Origin of the sequence: Castellaniella denitrificans, from assembly GCF_027214045.1 — a bacterium.
Taxonomy (GTDB): Bacteria; Pseudomonadota; Gammaproteobacteria; order Burkholderiales; family Burkholderiaceae_B; genus Castellaniella; species Castellaniella denitrificans_A.
On record NZ_JAPWHE010000001.1, the window covers coordinates 106,720 to 126,176 of the forward strand.

A 19,457-nucleotide genomic window follows, 5' to 3' on the forward strand; every position below is an offset into this window, starting at 1 on the left:
ATACGGGCGGTGAAGGCGGCGGCCGCCGCCGGAATCCGGCCACCGGGGGCGCCCCGGCGGCCGAAAGGACCGAAGACCGGATGATCAGGCGATCAGCGGATCGGCCAAGCGTACATCACGCCGCCCTTGGCCCACTGGGCATTCAGGCCACGTTCCAGCTTGAGCGGGGAGCCCATGCCGATGTTGCGCTCGAACGATTCACCGTAGTTGCCAACCTGCTTGATGATATTGTAAGCCCACTTCTTGTCCAGACCCAGGCCCTTGCCCATGTCGCCGGACACGCCCAGGATGCGCTGGATGTTGGGGTTGGGGCTCTTGAGCATCTCGTCCAGGTTCTTCGAGGTGATGCCGTATTCCTCGGCCTCGACCATGGCGTTCAGCGCCCAGCGCACGACCATGAACCATTCGTCGTCACCCTGACGGACCATGGGGCCCAGGGGTTCCTTGGAGAAGTCTTCCGGCAGGATGATGTAGTCGTCCGGCGTGGCCGAGGACGCGCGCAGGCTGCCCAACTGGGACTTGTCGCTGGTGACGACGTCGCAGCGGCCGGATTCGAAGGTGCGGAAACCTTCTTCGGAGGTATTGATCACGACCGGCTTGAAGTCGAGCTTGTGGGAGCGGAACCAGTCGGCCAGATTCAGTTCGGTGGTGGTGCCCTGCAGCACGCAGACCGCGGCGCCGCCCAGTTCGGTGGCGCTCTTCACGCCCAGGCTCTTCTTGACCAGCACGCCCTGGCTGTCATAGTAGTTGACCCCGGCGCTCATCAGGCCCAGCGTGGTGTCGCGGGTCATAGTGGCGGTGGTGTTGCGGGTGAGCACGTCGACCTCGCCGGACTGCAGGGCGGTGAAGCGCTGCTGCGTGGTCAGCGGAGTGGCCTTGAATTTGCTGGCGTCGCCGAACACCATGGCGGCCACGGCGCGGCACATGTCGACGTCGATGCCTTTCCAGACGCCCTTGCTGTCGGCTTGAGAGAACCCCGGCAGACCGGCGTTCACGCCGCACTGCACGAAGCCGCGCGCCTTGACGGCGCTATAGGTTTCACCTGCCTGGGCGGTCGTGCCGGCGAACAACAGTGCCGCGCCGACGGCAGCGAGTTTCATCAGTTTCATAATCTTCCTTTCCCGATTTGAGCAAGTGGTGTTGAACGACACGGAATACAATCTCGTGGAATTGCTCCGTCTGGGCTAGATCGTAGCCTGCCATCGCAGGCGTGAAACATGCGGGATATCCCTGCTCCCGTCATGGCGATACGCCATGACGCAGGAAGCCCGCCGACCGGCCCCGGATCGTTCCGCCAGGCATACACCAGGGCCCACGCACGCATGATCGAATTTCAGCACGTCTTCAAATCCTTCGGCCGGGGGCGCAACATTCTCGCGGACGTCAATTTCGGCATCGCGCCGGGCGAGTTCGTCTTCGTCTCCGGCCCATCGGGCGCGGGCAAGTCCACCCTGCTGAAGCTGGTCGGCGGGCTGGAGCCCGCCAGCCGGGGCTCCGTCACGGTCAACGGCCACCGCATCGACCGGTTGTCGGCCCGCGCGCTGCCCTACCTGCGCCGCACCGTCGGCCTGATCCTGCAGGACGCCCACCTGCTGTTCGACCGCAGCGCCTTCGACAACGTCATGCTGCCGCTGGCCGTACTGGGCCTGGACCGCGCCACCGCGGCGACCCGCGCCCGCGCCGCCATGGAAAAGGTCGGCCTGCGCGGCAAAGAGGACCTGTCGCCCATCGAACTGTCCGGCGGCGAGCAGCAGCGCCTGGCCATCGCCCGCGCCATCGTGGGCCGGCCCGCCATCCTGATCGCCGACGAACCCACCGCCAACCTGGACCACGACAGCGCCACACGCATCATGGACGTATTCCGCGACTTCAACCAGGTCGGCGTCACGACCCTGATCGCCTCGCACGACACCGGCCTCATGGCCCGCTACGCGCGGCGCACCCTGCGCATCGACGCCGGACGCTTCGACGACATCCAGGGGGTCCAATGAATCGCTGGCTGCGACATCACCGGTACGCTCTGGGCGTGGCGCTGCGGCGCCTGCGCCAGCACCCTTTCTCGTCGCTGGCCAACATCGCGGTCATCGCCCTGATGCTGGCCGTGCCCATCCTGGGGGCCTCGGTCCTGCAGTCCAGCCAGCCGCTGGCCCGTCAACTGGCGGTCGCGCCGGAGCTGACGTTGTTCCTCAAATCAGGAACACCGCCCGCCGCGCAACAGGCCCTGCTGGCGCGCGTGCGCGAACAGGCCGGCGACCGGATCGCACAGGCCCGGCTGATGCCGCGAGACCAGGCCATGGCCAGGCTGCGCGCCGATCCGACCTGGGCTCGCGCGCTGGACGCGCTGCCCGACAACCCCCTGCCGGACGCCCTGATCGTCACCCTGCGCGATTCCGACGCCCCGGCACGCCAGGCCACCGACCTGGCGCAGGTCTGGCGCCAATGGCCGGAGGTCCAGGAAATCCAGCTCGACAGCGAATGGGTGCGGCGCCTGGAGTCCCTGCTTTCCTTCGTGCGGGTGGGCCTGGGCATGCTGGCGGCCGCCGTGGTCGTCGTCGTGCTGGCGACCGTATTCAACACCGTGCGCCTGCAGGCCCTGACCCAGCGCGAGGAAATCGCCGTCGCCCGGCTGGTGGGCGCCACCGAATCCTTCGTCCGCCGACCCTTTCTGTATCTGGGCGCCCTGACCGGCCTGGCCGCCAGCCTGCTCGCGCTGCTGCTGGCCTGGCTGGCGCTGACCCCGCTGAACGCGATCCTGGGCGGCTTCGCCCGCAGCTACGGCGTGGACTGGGCCATCCGCCTGCCGGCCGTGCCCGACCTGCTGCTGTCCGGCCTGCTGGTCGCCCTGCTGGGCGCCATCGCCGCGCGCCTGTCGGTCACGCGGCGCACCCGGTTCTGATGCCGCGCCGCGACCCTGCCATCCCGGACGACGCCGCGTCGCGCATCGCCGCCTGGCAACGCCGGGCCGGACGCCACGGACTGCCCTGGCAACACACCCGGGATCCCTATCGCGTCTGGCTGTCGGAAATCATGCTGCAGCAGACTCAGGCCACAACGGTCGTGCCGTACTACGAACGTTTCCTGACCCTGTTCCCAACCGTCGTCGACCTGGCGGATGCGCCGCAGGATGCGGTCCTGAGGGCCTGGGCCGGGCTGGGCTACTACGCCCGCGCGCGCAACCTGCACCGCTGCGCGCAGGCGCTGCGCGACGAACACGGCGGCCGGTTTCCCGCCACGGCGGCCGATCTGGCGCAACTGCCCGGCATCGGCCCCTCGACCGCCGCCGCCGTCGCCGCCTTCGCCTATGGCGAGCGGGCACCGATCCTGGACGGCAACGTGCGACGGGTACTGGCACGCTATTTCGCCATCGAAGGCGATCCCGCCACGGCCCGCACGGCCCGGCGCCTCTGGTCGCATGCCCGGGCGCTGGTCGACGCCGCGCCCGCCGATCTGGACATGGCGGCCTATACCCAGGGCCAGATGGACCTGGGCGCCACGGTCTGCACGCGGACGCGGCCCGATTGCGCGCGCTGCCCGCTGAGCCCGGACTGCCGGGCGCGGATCGAAGGCCGCCAGGGCGAACTGCCGACACCGCGCGCACGAAGGGCGCAGCCGCTGCGCCATTGCTGGATGCTGATCGCGGAATGCGAGGGCCGCGTGCTACTGGAGCGCCGGCCGGACACAGGCATCTGGGGCGGCTTGTGGGCCCTGCCGCAATTCGAGGACGAGGCCGCGCTGGAGGCCGTCTGCGCCGGTCTGGCCGCAGCCGGGCCGCCGCTTTCTCTGGCCTCGATCGAGCACGTGTTCACGCATTTCCGGCTGCGCATCCAGCCCCTCTGGCTGCGGATCCCGGACGACGCGCCCACGCCGGCCGAGGCGAACCAGGCCTGGGTCGGCATCGGGAACCTGGCCGACCACGGCATGCCGGCGCCGGTCGCCCGGTTGCTGGACGGTCTGTACGACGGCACGCCCCTGCCGCGCTGACGGTCAGGGATCCGGACGCGGCTGATGCGAGCCGATGCTCATCAACAGGCCGCACGCCACGCCCAGCGTCATCAGCGCCGTGCCGCCGTAGCTCATGAAAGGCAGCGGCACCCCCACCACCGGCAGTACCCCGGTCACCATGCCGATGTTCACGAAGACATAGACGAACATCATCATCGACATGGCGCCGGCCAGCAGCCGCCCGAATTGTGTGGGCGCCCTGACGGTGATGGTCAACCCCCTCAGGACCAGCAACGCGTACAGAACCAGCAGCGTCACCCCGCCATACAGGCCGAATTCCTCGGCGAATACGGCGAAAATGAAATCCGTGGTCCGTTCCGGGATGAAATCCAGGTGCGTCTGGGTGCCCTGCATGTAGCCCTTGCCGTACAGACCGCCCGAACCCACGGCGATCATCGACTGGATGGTGTGAAAGCCCTTGCCCAGCGGGTCGGAGCCAGGATTGAGCAGCACGCAGACGCGGTATTTCTGGTATTCGTGCAGCACCACCCAGTCCACGTCCGGCTGGCAGATCTGGTCCTCGTAGGCCACCAGCGTCCCCAGCGCCAGCGTGACGGCCAGCACCGCGGGGATCAGCAGCTTGAACGACAGGCCGGCGAAATAGATCACGCAGAAACCCGAGGCCAGCACCAGCAGCGCCGTGCCCAGGTCCGGCTGGTCGATGATGAGCCCCGCCGGCACCACCAGCAGCATCCCGGCCACCAGGAAATCCAGGATGCGGAAACGGTTTGCCGACTGGCGCTGGAAATACCAGGCCAGCATCAGCGGCACGGCGATCTTCATCATTTCCGAGGGCTGGATGCGCACGATGCCCAGGTTCAGCCAGCGGGTCGCGCCCTTGCTGGTCTCGCCGAACAGCATGACCGCCACCAGCAGCCCCACCCCGAGCGCATAGAACAGCGGCGCGGAACGCATGATCCAGGCCGGGCGCAGCAACGCGACAGCCCACATGGCCGTGAACGCCAGCAGGAAGTTGCGCAACTGGTCGGCGAAACGCCAATCGGTGTTGCCCACCGCGGAGTGCATGGTGGCCATGCCGACCAGGGCCATGATGACCAGCAGGATGAGCAGCGGCCAATCCAGCACGGCGAACATGCGACGCAACGCCAGCACGATCAGTTTCATGGGTTTTCCTCCTGGGCGCCATCCTCGGGCGCCGAGGCTTCATCGGGCAGAGGCGCCGGTTCGGGCGTCCCTTCGTCATCGGGCGCCGGCTGCGCATCGGGCCAGCCTGGCGCGGCCGATGCGGGACCGACCTGAGCGGCCCGGGCCTCTTGCTCCACCCGCATGCGCTCTCGGCGCCGCGCCACGCGCGCCGGATCCAGCCAGTAGTCGAACACCGAGCGGGCGATCGGCGCGGCCACCGAGGCCCCCCAACCGCCATTCTCCACGATCAGCGCCACCGCGATCTGGGGGTCCTCGACCGGGGCGTACGCCATGAACAGCGCATGATCGCGCAGGCGCTCATCGACCGAATGCGCACGGTACTTGGCGCCGCGCAGACTGTAGACCTGGGCGGTGCCGGTCTTGCCGGCCGCCTGGTAAGCCGCACCCGCAAAAGCGCGCCGCGCCGTGCCCTTGCGCATCACATCCACCATGGCCTCGCGGATCACGCGCAGATTGTCCGGCTTCAGATCGATCGTGTATTGCGGCCCTGTCACGGGATAGCTGAACCGGCCGGTGAGCGGGTCGATGATCCGGCGCACCAGATGCGGCTTCATATAGACGCCATCGTTGGCCAGCACGGCGGTGGCCTGCGCCAACTGCAGCAAGGTGAAGGCGTTGTAGCCCTGTCCCACGGTGACCGACACGGTCTCGCCCTGGTACCAATGCTGCTGCCCGGGCTTTTTGTAGGCCTTGCGCTTCCAGTCGCGCGAGGGCAGCACGCCGTGTCGCTCGCCATCCAGATCAATGCCGGTGATCTGGCCGAAACCGAACCGCTTGCTGAAGTCGTGCAGGGCATCCACGTCCATCTGCGCGCCCAGCGAGAAAAAATAGGTATCGGAGGACACGACGATGGCCCGGTGCATGTCGGTCGGCCCGTAGACCGCCCCGCCGGCATTGCGGAATTTCTGCCCGGCCAGCTCGAAGTAGCCGGGATCGGGGATCTGTTCCTTGGCGGTGCGCAGGCCCATTTCCAGAGCCGCCAGGCCCACGAAGGGCTTGTAGGTCGAACCGATCGGATAGGTGCCGTACAACGGCCGGTTGATGAGCGGATGATCGGGCGATTCGTTCAGCTTGCGCCAGTTCTCCACATCGATGCCGTCCACGAACAGATTCGGATCGAAGGACGGCGAGGACACGAAGGCCAGGACCTCGCCCGTATGAGGCTGGATGGCGACCAGCGCGCCGCGACGGCCCTCGAACTGGGCTTCGGCCAGCCGCTGCAGGCCGATGTCCAGGGACAGTTCCAGGTTGGAGCCGGGCACCGGGTCCGTGCGGCTCAGTTCGCGCACCGGCCGGCCACCCGCCGTGACCTCGAGTTCCTCGATACCGGTGCGGCCGTGCAAGGTCTTTTCCCAGGTCTTCTCGATGCCTTTCTTGCCGATGATCTGCGTACCCCGGTAATTGCCCAACTGGCCGGAGTCCTCCAGCGCCTGCTGGTCTTCCTCGGAGATCCGTCCGACGAAGCCCAGCACGTGGGCGGCCGATTCATGCATGGGATAGGAACGCACCCAGCGGGCCTCCAGGCTGACGCCCGGAAAGCGATAAGAATGGATGGCGAACCAGGACGCCTCGATATCGTTGAGATTGTTGCGCAGCAGGACCGGCGCGTAGCGGCCGCTCTGCTGGTACAGGCGCTTGAACTTGCGTCGGTCGCCTTCGCTCAGATAGACCAGTTCGCCCAACCGGTCGAGCATGTCGTCGATGTCGCCCCGGACCTGGGCGCGCGTGACCGTCAGCGTGTAATCGCGCAAATTCTGGGCCAGGATCGCGCCATTCCGGTCGGCGATCTGCCCGCGACGGGGCGGGACGGGCACAATGGTGATGCGGTTCTGTTCCGCGCGCGCCGACAGCGTGTCATAGCGTTCGATCTGCAAATACCACAGCCGCCCGGCCAGCAGCAGCAGGCACACCAGGGCGAACAGACCCGCGACCCAGGCGCGCAGCAGCACGGTCTGCCGCTGGCGATGGCCGGTCTTGCGGAATTCGAACATGCCGTCCCCGGGCCGTCAGACGGGGCCCGCGCCGTCGCCGCCCAGGCGGCGCGGGTGAAGGGACATCAGAATATCGGGCAAGGGCCACAGCGCCCCGGTGAACAGCGCCGACCACAGCCATTCCCAGCCTTCCCAGGCCCCGTTCAGCCAGGCGCCCAACAGATTGGACACCATGAAGGCGGCCACGAACACCGGCAGGACCTGGAGGGCCTGCAGCCAGGCATTGAAATGCCGCAACCGGTGGCTCAGCCGCAAAATGCCATAGGCGGCCAGCACATAGCACAAGGCGTGCAGGCCCAACAGACCGGTATCCTGGACGTCCATCAGCAGGCCGAACACGAAAGCGGTCGTCAAACCCACCCGGGCGGGCGCGTGCAGGCACCAGTAGAGCAGCAGCAGCAGCAGCACATCGGGCACCGGTTCCCAGAGCCGCCAGGGCAGCAACGACGCCACCCACACCGCGATCAGCGAGCCCCACACCAGCCAGCCGGAAGCGGCGCCCTGGAACGCGCCCGCATCCACCGGCTCCAGATCCATCAGGGAAGAGCCCCCCGGGCGCCTATTGTTCGTCGAGGGCATGCTCGATCTCCTCGGGCCGGGGCACGTCGGCCACGTCCACTCGCAGGACCAGGAAATGGCGGTAGCGTTCGGGATGAGACAGCGGCTCGGCGATCGCCATGGCGAAGCCGGTGCCCGGATCGCGCTCGACCCGCTCCACGCGGCCGACCGACAACCCGGCCGGGAACAGACCGCCGATGCCGCTGGTCACCAGCACATCGCCTGCCCGCACATCCACGCCCGTCGACAGGTAGCGGACTTCGAGCTTGCCGACCTCGTTGCCGCCGAACGCGATCAGCCTCAGCCCATTGCGCAACACCTGGACGGGGATGGAAACCCGGTCATCGATCAGCAGGGCGGCCTCGGAGGTGAAGGGGGTGACGCGCACGATCTGACCCACGACCCCGCCCTCGTCGATCACCGGCATGCCCGGCGCGATGCCGGCGCGCGAACCCTTGTTGAAGATCAGGCGATGACTGAAGGCGTTGGACGGAACGTAAAAGACTTCGACCGCCACGGATTGCTGGGCGATGGACTCGGATATATTGAGCAGGCGGCGCAGTTGTTCGTTTTCGGTGGCCAATTGGGCCGCGTGAGTCGAGAGCTGGGCCATTTCGATGCGCTGGCGGCGCAGGGCGTCCTGCTCGTTGCGCGCCAGCGTGGCCGCGTGCGACCAGCTGTCGAAATACTCCAGCGCGTCGCGCGGCGCCAGCGCGATGCGCTGAAAGGGGTAGAGCACCATGGACAAGGCGCTGCGCACCGGCCCCAGCACAGGCCAGTGCGCATCGGTCACGACCATCCCGAGACACAACGCCAGCAGCAGCACCAGCCGGACTTCGATGCTGGGACCACGTTTGAAGAGTCTCAGGGTTCCCGGTTCACGCATGACGAGGAACGCCTGACTGGATGTCAGTCGTAGATGAACACCCCGCCCAGGCGCTCGAGGTGTTCGAGCGCCTCGCCGCAGCCGCGCACCACGCAGGTGAGCGGGTCTTCGGCGACCACCACGGGCAGGCCGGTTTCTTCCTGGAGCAGGCGGTCCAGGTCGTGCAGCAGCGCGCCGCCGCCGGTCAGGGCGATGCCCTTGTCGGTGATGTCGGCGCCCAGTTCGGGCGGAGTCTGCTCCAGGGCCGTCTTCACCGCCGAAACGATCTGGTTGAGCGGATCGGTCAGGGATTCCAGGATTTCGTTGGAGGACACCGTGAAACTGCGCGGCACACCTTCGGAGAGGTTGCGGCCCTTGACTTCGATTTCGCGGATCTCGGAGCCCGGGAACGCCGAACCGATTTCCTTTTTGATCAGTTCCGCGGTGGGCTCGCCGATCAGCATGCCGTAGTTGCGGCGGATGTAGTTGATGATGGCCTCGTCGAACTTGTCGCCACCGACGCGCACCGAGCCTTTGTAGACCATGCCGCCCAGGGAGATCACGGCGACCTCGGTGGTGCCGCCGCCGATGTCCACCACCATCGAGCCGCTGGCGTCGGACACCGCCAGGCCGGCGCCGATCGCGGCGGCCATGGGTTCCTCGATCAGGTAGACCTGGCTGGCGCCCGCGCCCAGGGCCGATTCACGGATGGCGCGGCGTTCGACCTGGGTGGAACCGCAAGGCACGCAGACGATGATGCGCGGGCTGGGGGCCAGCATGCTGCGCGGATGCACCATGCGGATGAACTGCTTGAGCATCTGCTCGGTCACGGTGAAGTCGGCGATCACGCCGTCCTTCATGGGCCGGATGGCCTCGATGTTGCCGGGAACGCGGCCCAGCATCTGCTTGGCCTCGTGACCGACGGCCTGGATGATTTTCTTGCCGTTGGGGCCGCCTTCATGGCGGATGGCGACGACCGAGGGTTCATCGAGCACGATGCCCTTGCTGCGGACATAGATCAGCGTATTCGCCGTGCCGAGGTCGATCGCCATGTCGCTGGAAAAGTAGCTGCGTAGGAATCCGAACATGGGCGCACTAATAAAATGGGGTATCTGGTGGATCCGCGCGAGCGACCCGGTGCCGACTGAACCAAGACCGCCAGAACGCAGGCGCAGGCCGGGCAAACCGCATGGAATCAACAATGATAACTTATAATTCTTTGGGGTTAGACCCGGATTTAGGGGGAATGTTTTGCAAAATTCCCGGTTTTCGCCCTTCCGGTCACATCCGCACACACTCAATCCGGCCGCCCTCGCGGCGGCCCCTCCGGCAAGACGACATGGCACTCACTGAACAGGACATCGCCCGGCTGGCACGGCTCTCGAGCCTGCGGCTGGATTCCAATGACCAGATCCGCGCCCGCCAGGAACTGGACCGCATCCTGGGCCTGATCGAGACACTGCAGGCCGTGGACACGGCCGGTGTCGAGCCCATGGCCCACCCGCTGGCCGCCCACCAGGACATCGCCCTGCGCCTGTGCGACGACGCGCCCGACCCGGCGCAGACGCCCGAACAGCGCGACGCCTGCCTGGCCAACGCCCCGGCCGCCCACCAGGGACTGTTCCTGGTGCCCACCGTCATCGAATGATGCCATGACCCAGCTTTCAGAATTCCGCAGCATCCAGGCACTGGGCGCAGCCCTGCGCGCCCGGCGCGTCAGCGCCGCCGAACTGGCCGCCGACGCCCTGCGCGCGGCGCGCGCATACGCCGATCCCAACGTCTTCCTGCACATCGACGACGAACTGACCCTGGCGCAGGCGCGCGCCGCCGACCAGGCCCTGGCCGACGGCTCGGCCGGACCGCTCACCGGGATCCCCGTCGCCCACAAGGACCTGTTCGTGACGCGCGGCTGGCGCACCACCGCCGCCAGCAAGATGCTGGCCGGCTACGTCAGCCCGTTCGACGCCGCCGTGGTCGACCGCTGGCGCGAGGCCGGCGCCGTCTCGCTGGGCAAGCTCAGCTGCGACGAATTCGCCATGGGCTCGGGCAATGAAAATTCCGCCTACGGCCCGGTGCGCAATCCCTGGGATCCGGAACGGATCCCGGGCGGTTCGTCCGGCGGTTCCGCCGCCGCCGTGGCCGCCGGCCTGGTGCTCGGCGCCACCGGCACGGACACCGGCGGCTCGGTGCGCCAGCCCGCCGCCCTGTGCGGGGTCAGCGGCATCAAGCCCACCTACGGCACGGTCTCGCGCTACGGCATCATCGCCTACGCTTCCAGCCTGGACCAGGCCGGTCCCCTGGCACGCAGCGCCCGCGACCTGGTGCCCCTGCTGGACAGCATGAGCGGTTTCGACCCCCGCGACTCGACCAGCCTGGAAACCTGCGACGGCGCGCCCAACGCGCCCGGCCGCGTCCAGGCCGCGTTCGATGCCGCCCAGGCGGGCTTCCGGGCGGGCGGCGAACGCCCGCTGGCGGGGCTGCGCATCGGCGTGCCGCGCGAGTTTTTCAACGAAGGCCTGTCGCCCGAGGTCGGCGCGGCCGTGGAAACGGCCCTGAAGGCCTTCGAATCCCTGGGCGCGGTTCGCGTGGACGTGTCCCTGCCGCGCACGCGCCTGTCGATTCCGGCCTATTACGTGATCGCCCCGGCCGAGGCTTCCAGCAATCTGTCGCGCTACGACGGGGTGCGCTACGGCCATCGCGCGGCCGTTTACACCGACCTGGCCGACATGACCAGCCGGTCCCGCTCCGAGGGCTTCGGCGACGAGGTCCGCCGCCGTATCCTGGTGGGCGCCTACGTCCTGTCGCACGGGTACTACGACGCCTATTATCTTCAGGCCCAGCGCGTGCGGCGCATGATCGCCGACGATTTCCGCCGGGCGCTGACCGAGGACTGCGACGTGATCATGGGGCCGGTCACGCCCGCCGTGGCGCGCCGCATCGGGGACAACCGCCAGGACCCGATCGCCGACTGGCTGGGCGACATCTACACACTGGGGGTCAGTCTGGCGGGCCTGCCGGGCATGTCCATCCCCTGCGGCTTCGGCGGCGAATCGGGCCGCCTGCCCATCGGACTGCAGCTCATCGGCCGCTATTTCGACGAGGGCCGCCTGCTGGCCCTGGCCGACCGCTATCAGCAGGCCACCGACTGGCACCAACGGATTCCGGGACACGCATAATGGATTGGGAAATCGTCATCGGGCTGGAAACCCACGCCCAGCTCTCCACGCGGTCGAAAATCTTTTCCCGCAGCAGCACGCGCTTCGGCGCCGAACCCAACACCCAGGCCAACGCGGTGGACATGGCCCTGCCCGGCTCGCTGCCGGCCATGAACCGGGGCGCGGTGGAACGCGCGATCCGGTTCGGCCTGGCGATCGGCGCCCGGGTGGCCGAACGGTCGGTATTCGCGCGCAAGAACTATTTCTATCCCGATCTGCCGAAGAACTACCAGATCAGCCAGTTCGAACTGCCGATCGTGGTGGGCGGCAAGCTGTCCTTCTTCGTGGGCGAGCAGGAACACACCGTGAACCTGACGCGCGCGCACCTGGAAGAGGACGCGGGCAAGTCGCTGCACGAGCACTTCACGGGGCCGCACGGGGAATCGTCCAGCGGCATCGACCTGAACCGCGCCGGCACCCCGCTGCTGGAAATCGTGACGGAACCGGAAATGCGTTCGGCCGCCGAGGCCGTGGCCTACGCGCGCACGCTGCATGGGCTGGTGGTGTGGCTGGGCATCTGCGATGGCAATATGCAGGAAGGCTCTTTCCGCTGCGACGCCAATGTGTCGGTGCGCCCGCGCGGCCAGACTGAATTCGGCACGCGCTGCGAAATCAAGAATCTGAATTCCTTCCGCTTCCTGGAGCGCGCGATCCAGCACGAGGCGCGCCGCCAGATCGAACTGATCGAGGACGGCGGCAAGGTCGTGCAGGAAACGCGCCTGTACGACGCCGACCGCGACGAAACCCGCAGCATGCGCACGAAGGAAGATTCCGACGATTACCGCTATTTCCCTGATCCGGACCTGCCGCCGCTGGTGGTGGCGCCGGAATGGGTCGAACAGGTGCGCGCGGCGATGCCGGAACTGCCGGCGACCAAACGCGCGCGCTTCGAGGCGGATCTGGGCCTGTCGGCCTACGACGCGGCCCAGCTGACGCTGCAACGCGCGACGGCGGATTATTTCGAGGCCACGGCGGCGGCCCTGCCGGCCGGCCAGGCGAAACAGGCCGCGAACTGGATCCTGGGCGAGCTGTCGGCGGCGCTGAACCGGGACGATCTGGACATCGGCGCATCGCCGGTGTCCCCGCAGCGCCTGGCGGCGCTGATCGTCCGCATCGTGGACGGGACGATCTCGACGAAGATCGCGCGCGATGTGTTCGCGGCGATGTGGACGGGCGAGTCTGGCGGCGATCCGGATGCGATCATCGAGTCGCGGGGCCTGCGCCAGATCAGCGATACGGGGGCGATCGAAGCCATGATCGACGCGGTACTGGCGGCGAATCCGGCGATCGTGGAGGAGTACCGGGCGGGCAAGCAGAAGGCGTTCAATTCGCTGGTGGGCCAGGTGATGAAGGCGGCCAAGGGCAAGGCGAATCCGCAGCAGGTGAACGAGGTGCTGAAGCGGAAGCTGGATTCCTGATCGGTCTGGCGCGGGTGGCGCAAGGCGCGCCGTTTCCGCCGACACTGTTTTTTAGCCGGTATCTCGGCCAGCGTGTATTCTCGCCCGGCGGGCTCGAACAGCGCGCCGGACGAGAATACACGCCGTCCCGACGCAACGGTTGATCGAGCATCAAGGCCTGAGCCTGCGCCATTCCTGGGAAGCTGTTGGAGGCTGGCGGCCGGAGCACCGCAACGAGGAGTCAAGCGAGCCACCGTTCAAGCGGGACGCTTGTGATTCGTCCGGGGGACGAATCGCCCCGCGCGTTTGGCGAGCGCCTCGATTGCGGTGCTCCGGCCGAGCAGTCCCGGCATCGCCGGGACCAGCCGACCTGCGCCCCGGGAATGGCGCAGGCTCGGGCCGGCTAAAGAACTCAACCCAGAATCTCACTGAACCCCATAGCGCGCCCGGTACGCCGATACGGCGTCGCGGTGCCTGGCCAGGGTGGCATCGTCTTCCAGCAACGCCATGATGTCGGCCAGCGAGGCGATGCTGACCACGGGGATGCCATAGGCCCGTTCGACTTCCTGGACGGCCGAACCCTCGGACAGCGCGTCGTCCGCGCCGGCGCGTTCCATGCGGTCCAGGGCGATCAGCACGGCGGCGGGCCGGGCGCCGGCGGCGCGGATCAGGGCGACGGACTCGCGCACGGACGTGCCTGCCGTGATCACATCGTCGATGATGACGACCCGGCCTTGCAGCGGCGCGCCGACCAGCGTGCCGCCTTCGCCGTGGTCCTTGGCCTCCTTGCGGTTGAAGGCGAACGGGACCGGGCGGTCGGCGCGCGCGGGATGGTTTGACAGGGCGATGGCGGCGGTGGTGGCCAGGGGGATGCCCTTGTACGCGGGACCGAACAGCATGTCGAAGTCCAGGCCGGAATCCGCCAGCGCCTGGGCGTAGAACTGGCCCAGGCGGCCGACGCTGGCGCCGTCGTTGAACAGGCCCGCATTGAAGAAATACGGGCTGCGACGGCCGGATTTCATCGTGAAGTCGCCGAAATTCAGGACACCCTGCTCCAGGGCGAAACGGACGAAGGCTTGGGCGCGGGAACCGGGCATGGCGAATGATCTCTGTGCGGGAAAGGCCACATTATCGGATATTTGGGCGGGGTGGTCGCGTCCGCGGACGGGTGGGCCGGGCTTGTCCATCCATCGCACGCGATGACCGCAGGCTGACGATGGGGCGCTTCCCCGCGCGGGGCTATGATGTGCTTTCCACGCCCACCGATCCCACGAGGCCCCCCATGCGCCAACCCGTCTATTTCCTGTCCCACGGCGGCGGCCCCTGGCCCTGGATGCCCGACATGCAGGCATCCTACGCACCCCTGACCGCCGCGCTGCGGGCGATTCCCGCCGCCCTGCCCCGGCGGCCCGACGCGATCCTGATGGTGTCGGCGCACTGGATCACGCGCGGCGGCGTGCTGCTGGGCAGCCACCCGCGGCCGGGCATGCTGTACGATTATTCCGGCTTCCCCGCCCACACCTACGAAATCCGCTACCCCGCCCCCGGGTCGCCGGCACTGGCCGCGCGCGCTGCGGACCTGCTGCGGGCCGACGGCATCTCCGTCGATTTCGACGCACAACGCGGCTTCGATCACGGCGCCTTCGTGCCCGCCCACGTCATGTTTCCCGAGGCGGACATCCCCATGGTCCAGCTGTCGATCGAACGCGGCTTCGATCCGGACTGGCACCGCCAGCTGGGGACCGCCCTGGCGCCGCTGCGCGACGAGAACGTCCTGATCGTCGGCAGCGGGCTCAGCTATCACAATCTGCGCCTGTTCGGTCCGGCGGGCCGCGATCCCTCCGTCCGGTTCGACGCCTGGCTGCAGACGGCGATCGCGCCCGCCGCGGCGGCGGCCCGCCACGACCGGCTGCGCGACTGGGAGTCGGCACCCGCCGCGCGGATCGCTCATCCGATGGAGGACCATCTGGTGCCGCTGTTCGTCGCCAACGGCGCATCGGGCGACGCCCCCGCCAGCCTCTGCCACCACGAGACCGAGGCGGCGGGCGGGCTGACCGTGTCCAGCTTCCGCTTCGACTGAATCCGGGTCGTCCCACCCGATTGACGGGCACGTCGTCCCGGGTCTCGCGCGTCGGGTAGGGTAAAGTTCAAGCTTGCAATGACCAACCGGACACCCACGTGCTGCGCATCACTTCCCTGAACGTCAACGGCATCCGCTCGGCCTTCCGCAAAGGGCTGGCCGACTGGCTGGCCGACGCCCGCCCTGACATCGTCTGCCTGCAGGAAATCAAGATCCAGGACGGCGACCTGGCCGACGACCTGCGCCATCCGGACAGCCTGACCGGCCATTTCCATCACGCCGAGAAAAAAGGCTATAGCGGCGTGGGCCTCTATCTGCGCCGCCCGGCCGACACCGTGACCGAAGGCATGGACTGCCCTGAGTTCGACGCCGAGGGCCGCATCCTGCGCGCCGACTGGCCCGGCCTGACCGTCATCAGCGCCTATCTGCCGTCCGGATCCAGCGGCGACGAACGCCAGACGGCCAAATACCGTTTCCTGGACCACTTCGAGACCTGGATGGAAGGACTGATGCGGGAACACCGCGACAGCGGCCGCGAATTCGTCATCTGCGGCGACTGGAACATCGCCCACAAGGAAATCGACCTGAAAAACTGGAAGGGCAACCTGAAGAACAGCGGCTTCCTGCCCGAAGAACGCGCCTGGCTGAGCAAGGTCCTGGACGAACACGGCTGGGTGGACGTCTACCGCCGCCTGCACCCGGACGCGACCGGCGAGGCCTACACCTGGTGGAGCAACCGCGGCCAGGCCTGGGCCAAGAACGTCGGCTGGCGCATCGACTACCACATCGCCACCCCCGGCATCGCCGCCCGGGCGCGCGCCGCCTCCATCCACAGGGAACCGCGATTCAGCGACCACGCGCCGCTGACCATCGACTACGAGTGGTCGTGAGCGCCCGGGGCAACGCCATCTCCGGTTTGGCCCATGCACGGCGTGCGCACATGTTCCTGGCGGAGCCCGTAACCGAATAGCCGGGCGGGGCGGTTGCGCACCACGCGGAATTTCAGCAACAGGCGAAGCAGCCAGGGTATGCGCGGCTGCCCGCCGTCCGCCTCCAGCGCCCGGCTGATGATGCGGTTCTGAATGGCCAGTTGCACCCGCTGCACCACGCGCACGGGAAGCTCGCGCCGCCGCTGGAGGGAAGCGAGCAATGACTCGTCGATCCGGCGCCCCTCGCGCAGCGGCGCCGCCAGCGCATTGGCGGCGGCGACGGCGTCCTGAATCGCCAGATTGATGCCGACGCCGCCGATCGGCGACATGGCGTGCGCAGCGTCCCCGATCAGCAGCAAACCCGGCTTGTGCCAGCACGCCAGACGGTCGACCTGCACGGCCAGCGTGCTGACCGCATCCCAGCTTTCAATGCTGTCCTTGCGGTCGGAGAGGAATGGCGCAAGCCGCACCACCGCATCGCGCAGACGGTCGATCGGCTGCGCACGCAAGGCGGCGTCGCTGCCTTTGGGCACCACGAACGCCGTCTGCCAATAATCGTTGCGGTTCAGAAGGATCATCAAATGACCGTCGTCCGCGATGCCGAAAGTGCCCTGCGGATCGTGTGCCTCGCGTGGCACCCGGAACCACAGCACATCCATGGGGGCGCCGTAGTTCTTGCTATGCAAGCCGGCCGCCTCGCGCATCAGGGAGTGGCGTCCGTCGCAGGCCACCACCAGATCGGCGCGCAGATCATGATTCCCCTCGGGTGATTCGACCCGAACGCCGACCACGCGCCCGCCTTCCTTGATCAGGCCGGTGGCTTTATGGCGCATGCGCAGATCGAAGGTCTGGTAGCGCCTGCCGGCATCGGCCAGCAGATTGAGGAAATCCCATTGCGGCACCAGCGCCAGATAATCGAACGGCCGCAAGCCGCTGAAATCCACCACAGGCTGCTCGACCCCTCCGATCAGTCCGCGAAGAAGGCGCTCGTGCCGCTGAGGCAGTTGTTCGAACTTTTCCAGCAGATCGAGTTCCTGGAGGATCTGCAGGGTCGAGGGATGGACCGTATCGCCACGGAAATCGCGCAGGAAATCGCCATGCTTTTCCAGGACGGTCACCGGGATGCCCGCACGCGCCAGCAGCAGTGCCAGCATCATGCCGGCCGGGCCGCCTCCGACGACACAGCATCTGGTGCAATCAGGGGGGTTCGGGCTCAATGACATGATCACGTCCTCGAAATATCGCCGGTTGGCCGTGATCAATCATAGCGTGGCGCATGGCCATCCGACGAGGCGCATGGTAGTCATGGGCGGCCTAAAGAAAGTACAATCGGGACCGTAGAAGAGACGAAGTTCGCTGGACCGCTTCCTGCCGCTCGGCATGGAAATCCATTTTCACAGGAGTCCCTGATGTCGAATTCCATCGAAGGCACTGTCGGCGCCGCCGTCGGCCTGCAACAGGCCAACATGATGCAGGAAAAAGACAATCTGCTGCTGCGCAAGGTGCTGGACAACCAGGCCAATACCATCATGAGCCTGGTCAACTCGGTGCCCTCCGCCCCGCAACTGGCCAACGGCGGCATGGTCGGCACGCTGCTGCATGTGACCGCCTGACGCGACCGCGGATCCGCCAATCAAAAGGGGCCTGGATTTCCAGGCCCCTTTTCGTTGGGCGCGTCTGACGCTATGCGGCGACAGCGCGGCCCGGCATCGGCAACGCGATCAATTCGTGCGCGCCGGCTGCGTGGGCGAGGCGGCGGCACCGGAAGGCCCGTCCTGGACACATCCTTTTTCCGCCGCGACGCTCTGCAACTGTTTGAGCCGCGTGTTGGCGCTCTTGATGGCATTGTCTTTTTCCATCATATTGCCGATGCCGAAGTCACCCAGGAAAGAAAGCACCGACCGCCCGTCGAACTCGCTTTCCTTTTGGACGTGATCGAGAAACCCCATGACTTTTGCCTGCTCCAGGGCCAGTTCCCGGCAACTCATGGTGTTCTTTTCGTAATCCGTCAGTTCGCCTTGGCGGCCATAGTTTTTTGTGGCGCAACCCGCCAGGAGCACGACGATCCCCGCGACCAGTACTTTCTTCATTGTTCTTCCCCGCTTTTGAAAAGCGCCTATGATATTTCTTTTCGCCAGGGCATGAAATAGCGCGCCATTCGCCTGGTGCAGAATCAACGGGGTTTTTCAGCGGCAGATCGCGATTCAGATGCTTGCGGGGCCGGACAGAGGCCCCCTGATCAAGCCGCCGCGCGCGGACCGGGCGCACGCTTTTCCTGCTGTCCCGCCCGCAGATAGTGCTGCGCCAGCACCGCGCACACCATCAACTGGATCTGGTGAAAAATCATCAACGGCAACAGCACCGGGCCGATGGCGCCCGCGCTGAACAGCACCCCGGCCATCGGCACGCCCGTGGCCATGCTTTTCTTCGAGCCGCAGAACACGATCGTGATTTCGTCGGCGCGGTTGAAGCCCATGCGGCGCGCCGACCAGGTATTCAGCGCCAGCACCAGCGCCAGCAGCGCGCTGCACGCCACCACCAGCCAGGCCAGCGAAGCCGTATCCACCGTCTGCCACAGCCCGCCGATCACCGACTCGCTGAACGCCGTATAGACCACCAGCAGGATCGAGCTCTGGTCCACGTTGGTGACGAGTTTGCGGTGGCCGTCCATCCAGCGACCGATCACCGGGCGCATCAGGTGGCCGGCGACGAAAGGCAGGAAAATCTGCACGCTGATGCGGCCGATGGCCTGCAGCAGCGAGCTGCCGCCCAGGGCGGACGTATCCGCGCCCAGCATCCATTGCAGCAGCAGGGGCGTGACGACGATGCCGACGATGCTGGAAGCCGAAGCGGCGCAGACGGCGGCGGGCACGTTGCCGCGCGCGATCGAGGTGAAGGCGATGGCCGACTGGACCGTGCCGGGCAGTACCGTCAGGTAGACGATGCCCACGTAGAGCGGTTCGCCCAGCAAGGGCAGAAGAACCGGCCGAAGCACCCACCCCAGGATGGGGAAAATCACGAATGTCCAGGTGAAGATCACCCCATGCAGCCGCCAGTGCGTGGCGCCTGCGATGATGGCCTCGCGGGAAAGCTTGGCCCCATGCAGGAAGAACAGCAACGCAATGGCCGCGGCCGTGAGCCATTCGAAGAACACCGCGCCCTGACCGTGTGCGGGCAAGACCGTGGCGGCCGTGACGACCGCAATCAGGATCAGGGTGAAACGATCGAACAGCAGACGTAATTTCGACATCAT

Annotated in this window: 19 protein-coding genes; 9 read left to right on the forward strand and 10 right to left on the reverse strand. The window is 67.1% G+C overall.

The features are described 5' to 3' along the window. Positions 1 to 92: 92 nt before the first annotated feature. Positions 93 to 1,109, reverse strand: a complete 1,017-nt coding sequence (locus O4H32_RS00575) for an amino acid ABC transporter substrate-binding protein (protein ID WP_269355725.1) — start codon at positions 1,107 to 1,109, stop codon at positions 93 to 95. 213 nt (positions 1,110 to 1,322) lie between these two features. On the opposite strand from O4H32_RS00575, the gene O4H32_RS00580 reads away from it, so the two are divergent. From O4H32_RS00580 to mutY, 3 genes are read left to right on the forward strand one after another with little or no spacing between them, the layout of a single operon-like run. Then, positions 1,323 to 1,991: a cell division ATP-binding protein FtsE gene (locus tag O4H32_RS00580; protein ID WP_269355727.1), complete on the forward strand. Its 669-nt coding sequence runs from the start codon at positions 1,323 to 1,325 to the stop codon at positions 1,989 to 1,991. After that, positions 1,988 to 2,896 carry a cell division protein FtsX gene (locus tag O4H32_RS00585; protein WP_269355729.1) on the forward strand — a complete coding sequence of 303 codons (909 nt, stop codon included), beginning with the start codon at positions 1,988 to 1,990 and terminating at the stop codon, positions 2,894 to 2,896. The genes O4H32_RS00580 and O4H32_RS00585 overlap by 4 nt, the downstream gene beginning before the upstream one ends. Further along, complete coding sequence (gene mutY / locus O4H32_RS00590; protein ID WP_269355731.1) at positions 2,896 to 3,981, forward strand: A/G-specific adenine glycosylase; 1,086 nt, start codon at positions 2,896 to 2,898, stop codon at positions 3,979 to 3,981. Before O4H32_RS00585 ends, mutY begins: the two co-directional genes overlap by 1 nt. A gap of 3 nt (positions 3,982 to 3,984) precedes the next feature. On the opposite strand, the gene rodA is transcribed toward mutY, so the two are convergent. The 5 genes from rodA to O4H32_RS00615 are packed head-to-tail and all read right to left on the reverse strand — an operon-like array spanning position 3,985 to position 9,671. Then, entirely contained in the window at positions 3,985 to 5,127 is a 1,143-nt protein-coding gene (gene rodA, locus O4H32_RS00595; protein WP_269355733.1) for a rod shape-determining protein RodA, read from the reverse strand. After that, positions 5,124 to 7,160, reverse strand: a complete 2,037-nt coding sequence (gene mrdA, locus O4H32_RS00600) for a penicillin-binding protein 2 (RefSeq protein ID WP_269355735.1) — start codon at positions 7,158 to 7,160, stop codon at positions 5,124 to 5,126. The genes rodA and mrdA overlap by 4 nt, the downstream gene beginning before the upstream one ends. Before the next feature lie 15 nt (positions 7,161 to 7,175). Beyond that, positions 7,176 to 7,739 (reverse strand): rod shape-determining protein MreD, encoded by a 564-nt coding sequence (gene mreD / locus O4H32_RS00605; protein ID WP_269355737.1) that lies wholly within the window; start codon positions 7,737 to 7,739, stop codon positions 7,176 to 7,178. After that, positions 7,720 to 8,604, reverse strand: coding sequence for a rod shape-determining protein MreC (gene mreC, locus O4H32_RS00610; RefSeq protein ID WP_269355739.1), 885 nt, complete (start codon positions 8,602 to 8,604; stop codon positions 7,720 to 7,722). The genes mreD and mreC overlap by 20 nt, the downstream gene beginning before the upstream one ends. A 23-nt stretch (positions 8,605 to 8,627) precedes the next feature. After that, positions 8,628 to 9,671: a rod shape-determining protein gene (locus O4H32_RS00615; protein ID WP_269355740.1), complete on the reverse strand. Its 1,044-nt coding sequence runs from the start codon at positions 9,669 to 9,671 to the stop codon at positions 8,628 to 8,630. A gap of 251 nt (positions 9,672 to 9,922) precedes the next feature. On the opposite strand from O4H32_RS00615, the gene gatC reads away from it, so the two are divergent. Genes gatC through gatB form a run of 3 tightly spaced genes read left to right on the forward strand, consistent with a single transcriptional unit; the run spans position 9,923 to position 13,216 of the window. Next, positions 9,923 to 10,231: an Asp-tRNA(Asn)/Glu-tRNA(Gln) amidotransferase subunit GatC gene (gene gatC, locus O4H32_RS00620; RefSeq protein ID WP_269355742.1), complete on the forward strand. Its 309-nt coding sequence runs from the start codon at positions 9,923 to 9,925 to the stop codon at positions 10,229 to 10,231. Between the two features lie 4 nt (positions 10,232 to 10,235). Further along, positions 10,236 to 11,759 carry an Asp-tRNA(Asn)/Glu-tRNA(Gln) amidotransferase subunit GatA gene (gatA, locus tag O4H32_RS00625; RefSeq protein WP_269355744.1) on the forward strand — a complete coding sequence of 508 codons (1,524 nt, stop codon included), beginning with the start codon at positions 10,236 to 10,238 and terminating at the stop codon, positions 11,757 to 11,759. After that, on the forward strand, positions 11,759 to 13,216 hold the full coding sequence (gene gatB / locus O4H32_RS00630; protein WP_269355745.1) for an Asp-tRNA(Asn)/Glu-tRNA(Gln) amidotransferase subunit GatB: 1,458 nt from the start codon (positions 11,759 to 11,761) through the stop codon (positions 13,214 to 13,216). The genes gatA and gatB overlap by 1 nt, the downstream gene beginning before the upstream one ends. 404 nt (positions 13,217 to 13,620) lie before the next feature. Here the strand turns inward: gatB and pyrE are convergent, their stop codons facing one another. After that, the gene (gene pyrE, locus O4H32_RS00635) at positions 13,621 to 14,292 is read right to left on the reverse strand and encodes an orotate phosphoribosyltransferase (protein ID WP_269355747.1); all 672 of its coding nucleotides are present in this window, start codon (positions 14,290 to 14,292) and stop codon (positions 13,621 to 13,623) included. A 185-nt stretch (positions 14,293 to 14,477) separates the two neighbouring features. Between pyrE and O4H32_RS00640 the strand changes: the two genes are divergently transcribed. Together O4H32_RS00640 and O4H32_RS00645 are read left to right on the forward strand one after the other, a co-directional pair. Then, complete coding sequence (locus O4H32_RS00640) at positions 14,478 to 15,275, forward strand: DODA-type extradiol aromatic ring-opening family dioxygenase (RefSeq protein ID WP_269355749.1); 798 nt, start codon at positions 14,478 to 14,480, stop codon at positions 15,273 to 15,275. Positions 15,276 to 15,373: 98 nt separating this feature from the next. Next, positions 15,374 to 16,165, forward strand: coding sequence for an exodeoxyribonuclease III (locus O4H32_RS00645; RefSeq protein WP_269355751.1), 792 nt, complete (start codon positions 15,374 to 15,376; stop codon positions 16,163 to 16,165). On the opposite strand, the gene O4H32_RS00650 is transcribed toward O4H32_RS00645, so the two are convergent. Further along, positions 16,150 to 17,427: an FAD-dependent oxidoreductase gene (locus O4H32_RS00650; protein WP_269355753.1), complete on the reverse strand. Its 1,278-nt coding sequence runs from the start codon at positions 17,425 to 17,427 to the stop codon at positions 16,150 to 16,152. The genes O4H32_RS00645 and O4H32_RS00650 overlap by 16 nt on opposite strands. A 186-nt stretch (positions 17,428 to 17,613) precedes the next feature. Here O4H32_RS00650 and O4H32_RS00655 point away from each other — a divergent pair, with 186 nt between their 5' ends. Then, entirely contained in the window at positions 17,614 to 17,817 is a 204-nt protein-coding gene (locus O4H32_RS00655) for a hypothetical protein (protein WP_269355755.1), read from the forward strand. Between the two features lie 108 nt (positions 17,818 to 17,925). Here O4H32_RS00655 and O4H32_RS00660 read toward each other — a convergent pair whose 3' ends face one another. Then, the gene (locus O4H32_RS00660; protein ID WP_269355757.1) at positions 17,926 to 18,294 is read right to left on the reverse strand and encodes a hypothetical protein; all 369 of its coding nucleotides are present in this window, start codon (positions 18,292 to 18,294) and stop codon (positions 17,926 to 17,928) included. Between the two features lie 149 nt (positions 18,295 to 18,443). After that, entirely contained in the window at positions 18,444 to 19,454 is a 1,011-nt protein-coding gene (locus O4H32_RS00665) for a bile acid:sodium symporter family protein (protein ID WP_269356927.1), read from the reverse strand. Positions 19,455 to 19,457 lie beyond the last annotated feature (3 nt).

Coding starts and splice junctions, on each gene's coding strand:
- O4H32_RS00580 (WP_269355727.1), top strand. CDS start 1,323: ATGATCGAATTTCAGCACGTCTTCAAATCCTTCGGCCGGGGGCGCAAC.
- mrdA (WP_269355735.1), bottom strand. CDS start 7,160: ATGTTCGAATTCCGCAAGACCGGCCATCGCCAGCGGCAGACCGTGCTG.
- O4H32_RS00640 (WP_269355749.1), top strand. CDS start 14,478: ATGCGCCAACCCGTCTATTTCCTGTCCCACGGCGGCGGCCCCTGGCCC.
- gatA (WP_269355744.1), top strand. CDS start 10,236: ATGACCCAGCTTTCAGAATTCCGCAGCATCCAGGCACTGGGCGCAGCC.
- O4H32_RS00575 (WP_269355725.1), bottom strand. CDS start 1,109: ATGAAACTGATGAAACTCGCTGCCGTCGGCGCGGCACTGTTGTTCGCC.
- O4H32_RS00650 (WP_269355753.1), bottom strand. CDS start 17,427: ATGTCATTGAGCCCGAACCCCCCTGATTGCACCAGATGCTGTGTCGTC.
- gatC (WP_269355742.1), top strand. CDS start 9,923: ATGGCACTCACTGAACAGGACATCGCCCGGCTGGCACGGCTCTCGAGC.
- O4H32_RS00660 (WP_269355757.1), bottom strand. CDS start 18,294: ATGAAGAAAGTACTGGTCGCGGGGATCGTCGTGCTCCTGGCGGGTTGC.
- mutY (WP_269355731.1), top strand. CDS start 2,896: ATGCCGCGCCGCGACCCTGCCATCCCGGACGACGCCGCGTCGCGCATC.
- mreC (WP_269355739.1), bottom strand. CDS start 8,604: ATGCGTGAACCGGGAACCCTGAGACTCTTCAAACGTGGTCCCAGCATC.
- gatB (WP_269355745.1), top strand. CDS start 11,759: ATGGATTGGGAAATCGTCATCGGGCTGGAAACCCACGCCCAGCTCTCC.
- rodA (WP_269355733.1), bottom strand. CDS start 5,127: ATGAAACTGATCGTGCTGGCGTTGCGTCGCATGTTCGCCGTGCTGGAT.
- O4H32_RS00585 (WP_269355729.1), top strand. CDS start 1,988: ATGAATCGCTGGCTGCGACATCACCGGTACGCTCTGGGCGTGGCGCTG.
- mreD (WP_269355737.1), bottom strand. CDS start 7,739: ATGCCCTCGACGAACAATAGGCGCCCGGGGGGCTCTTCCCTGATGGAT.
- O4H32_RS00615 (WP_269355740.1), bottom strand. CDS start 9,671: ATGTTCGGATTCCTACGCAGCTACTTTTCCAGCGACATGGCGATCGAC.
- pyrE (WP_269355747.1), bottom strand. CDS start 14,292: ATGCCCGGTTCCCGCGCCCAAGCCTTCGTCCGTTTCGCCCTGGAGCAG.
- O4H32_RS00655 (WP_269355755.1), top strand. CDS start 17,614: ATGTCGAATTCCATCGAAGGCACTGTCGGCGCCGCCGTCGGCCTGCAA.
- O4H32_RS00665 (WP_269356927.1), bottom strand. CDS start 19,454: ATGTCGAAATTACGTCTGCTGTTCGATCGTTTCACCCTGATCCTGATT.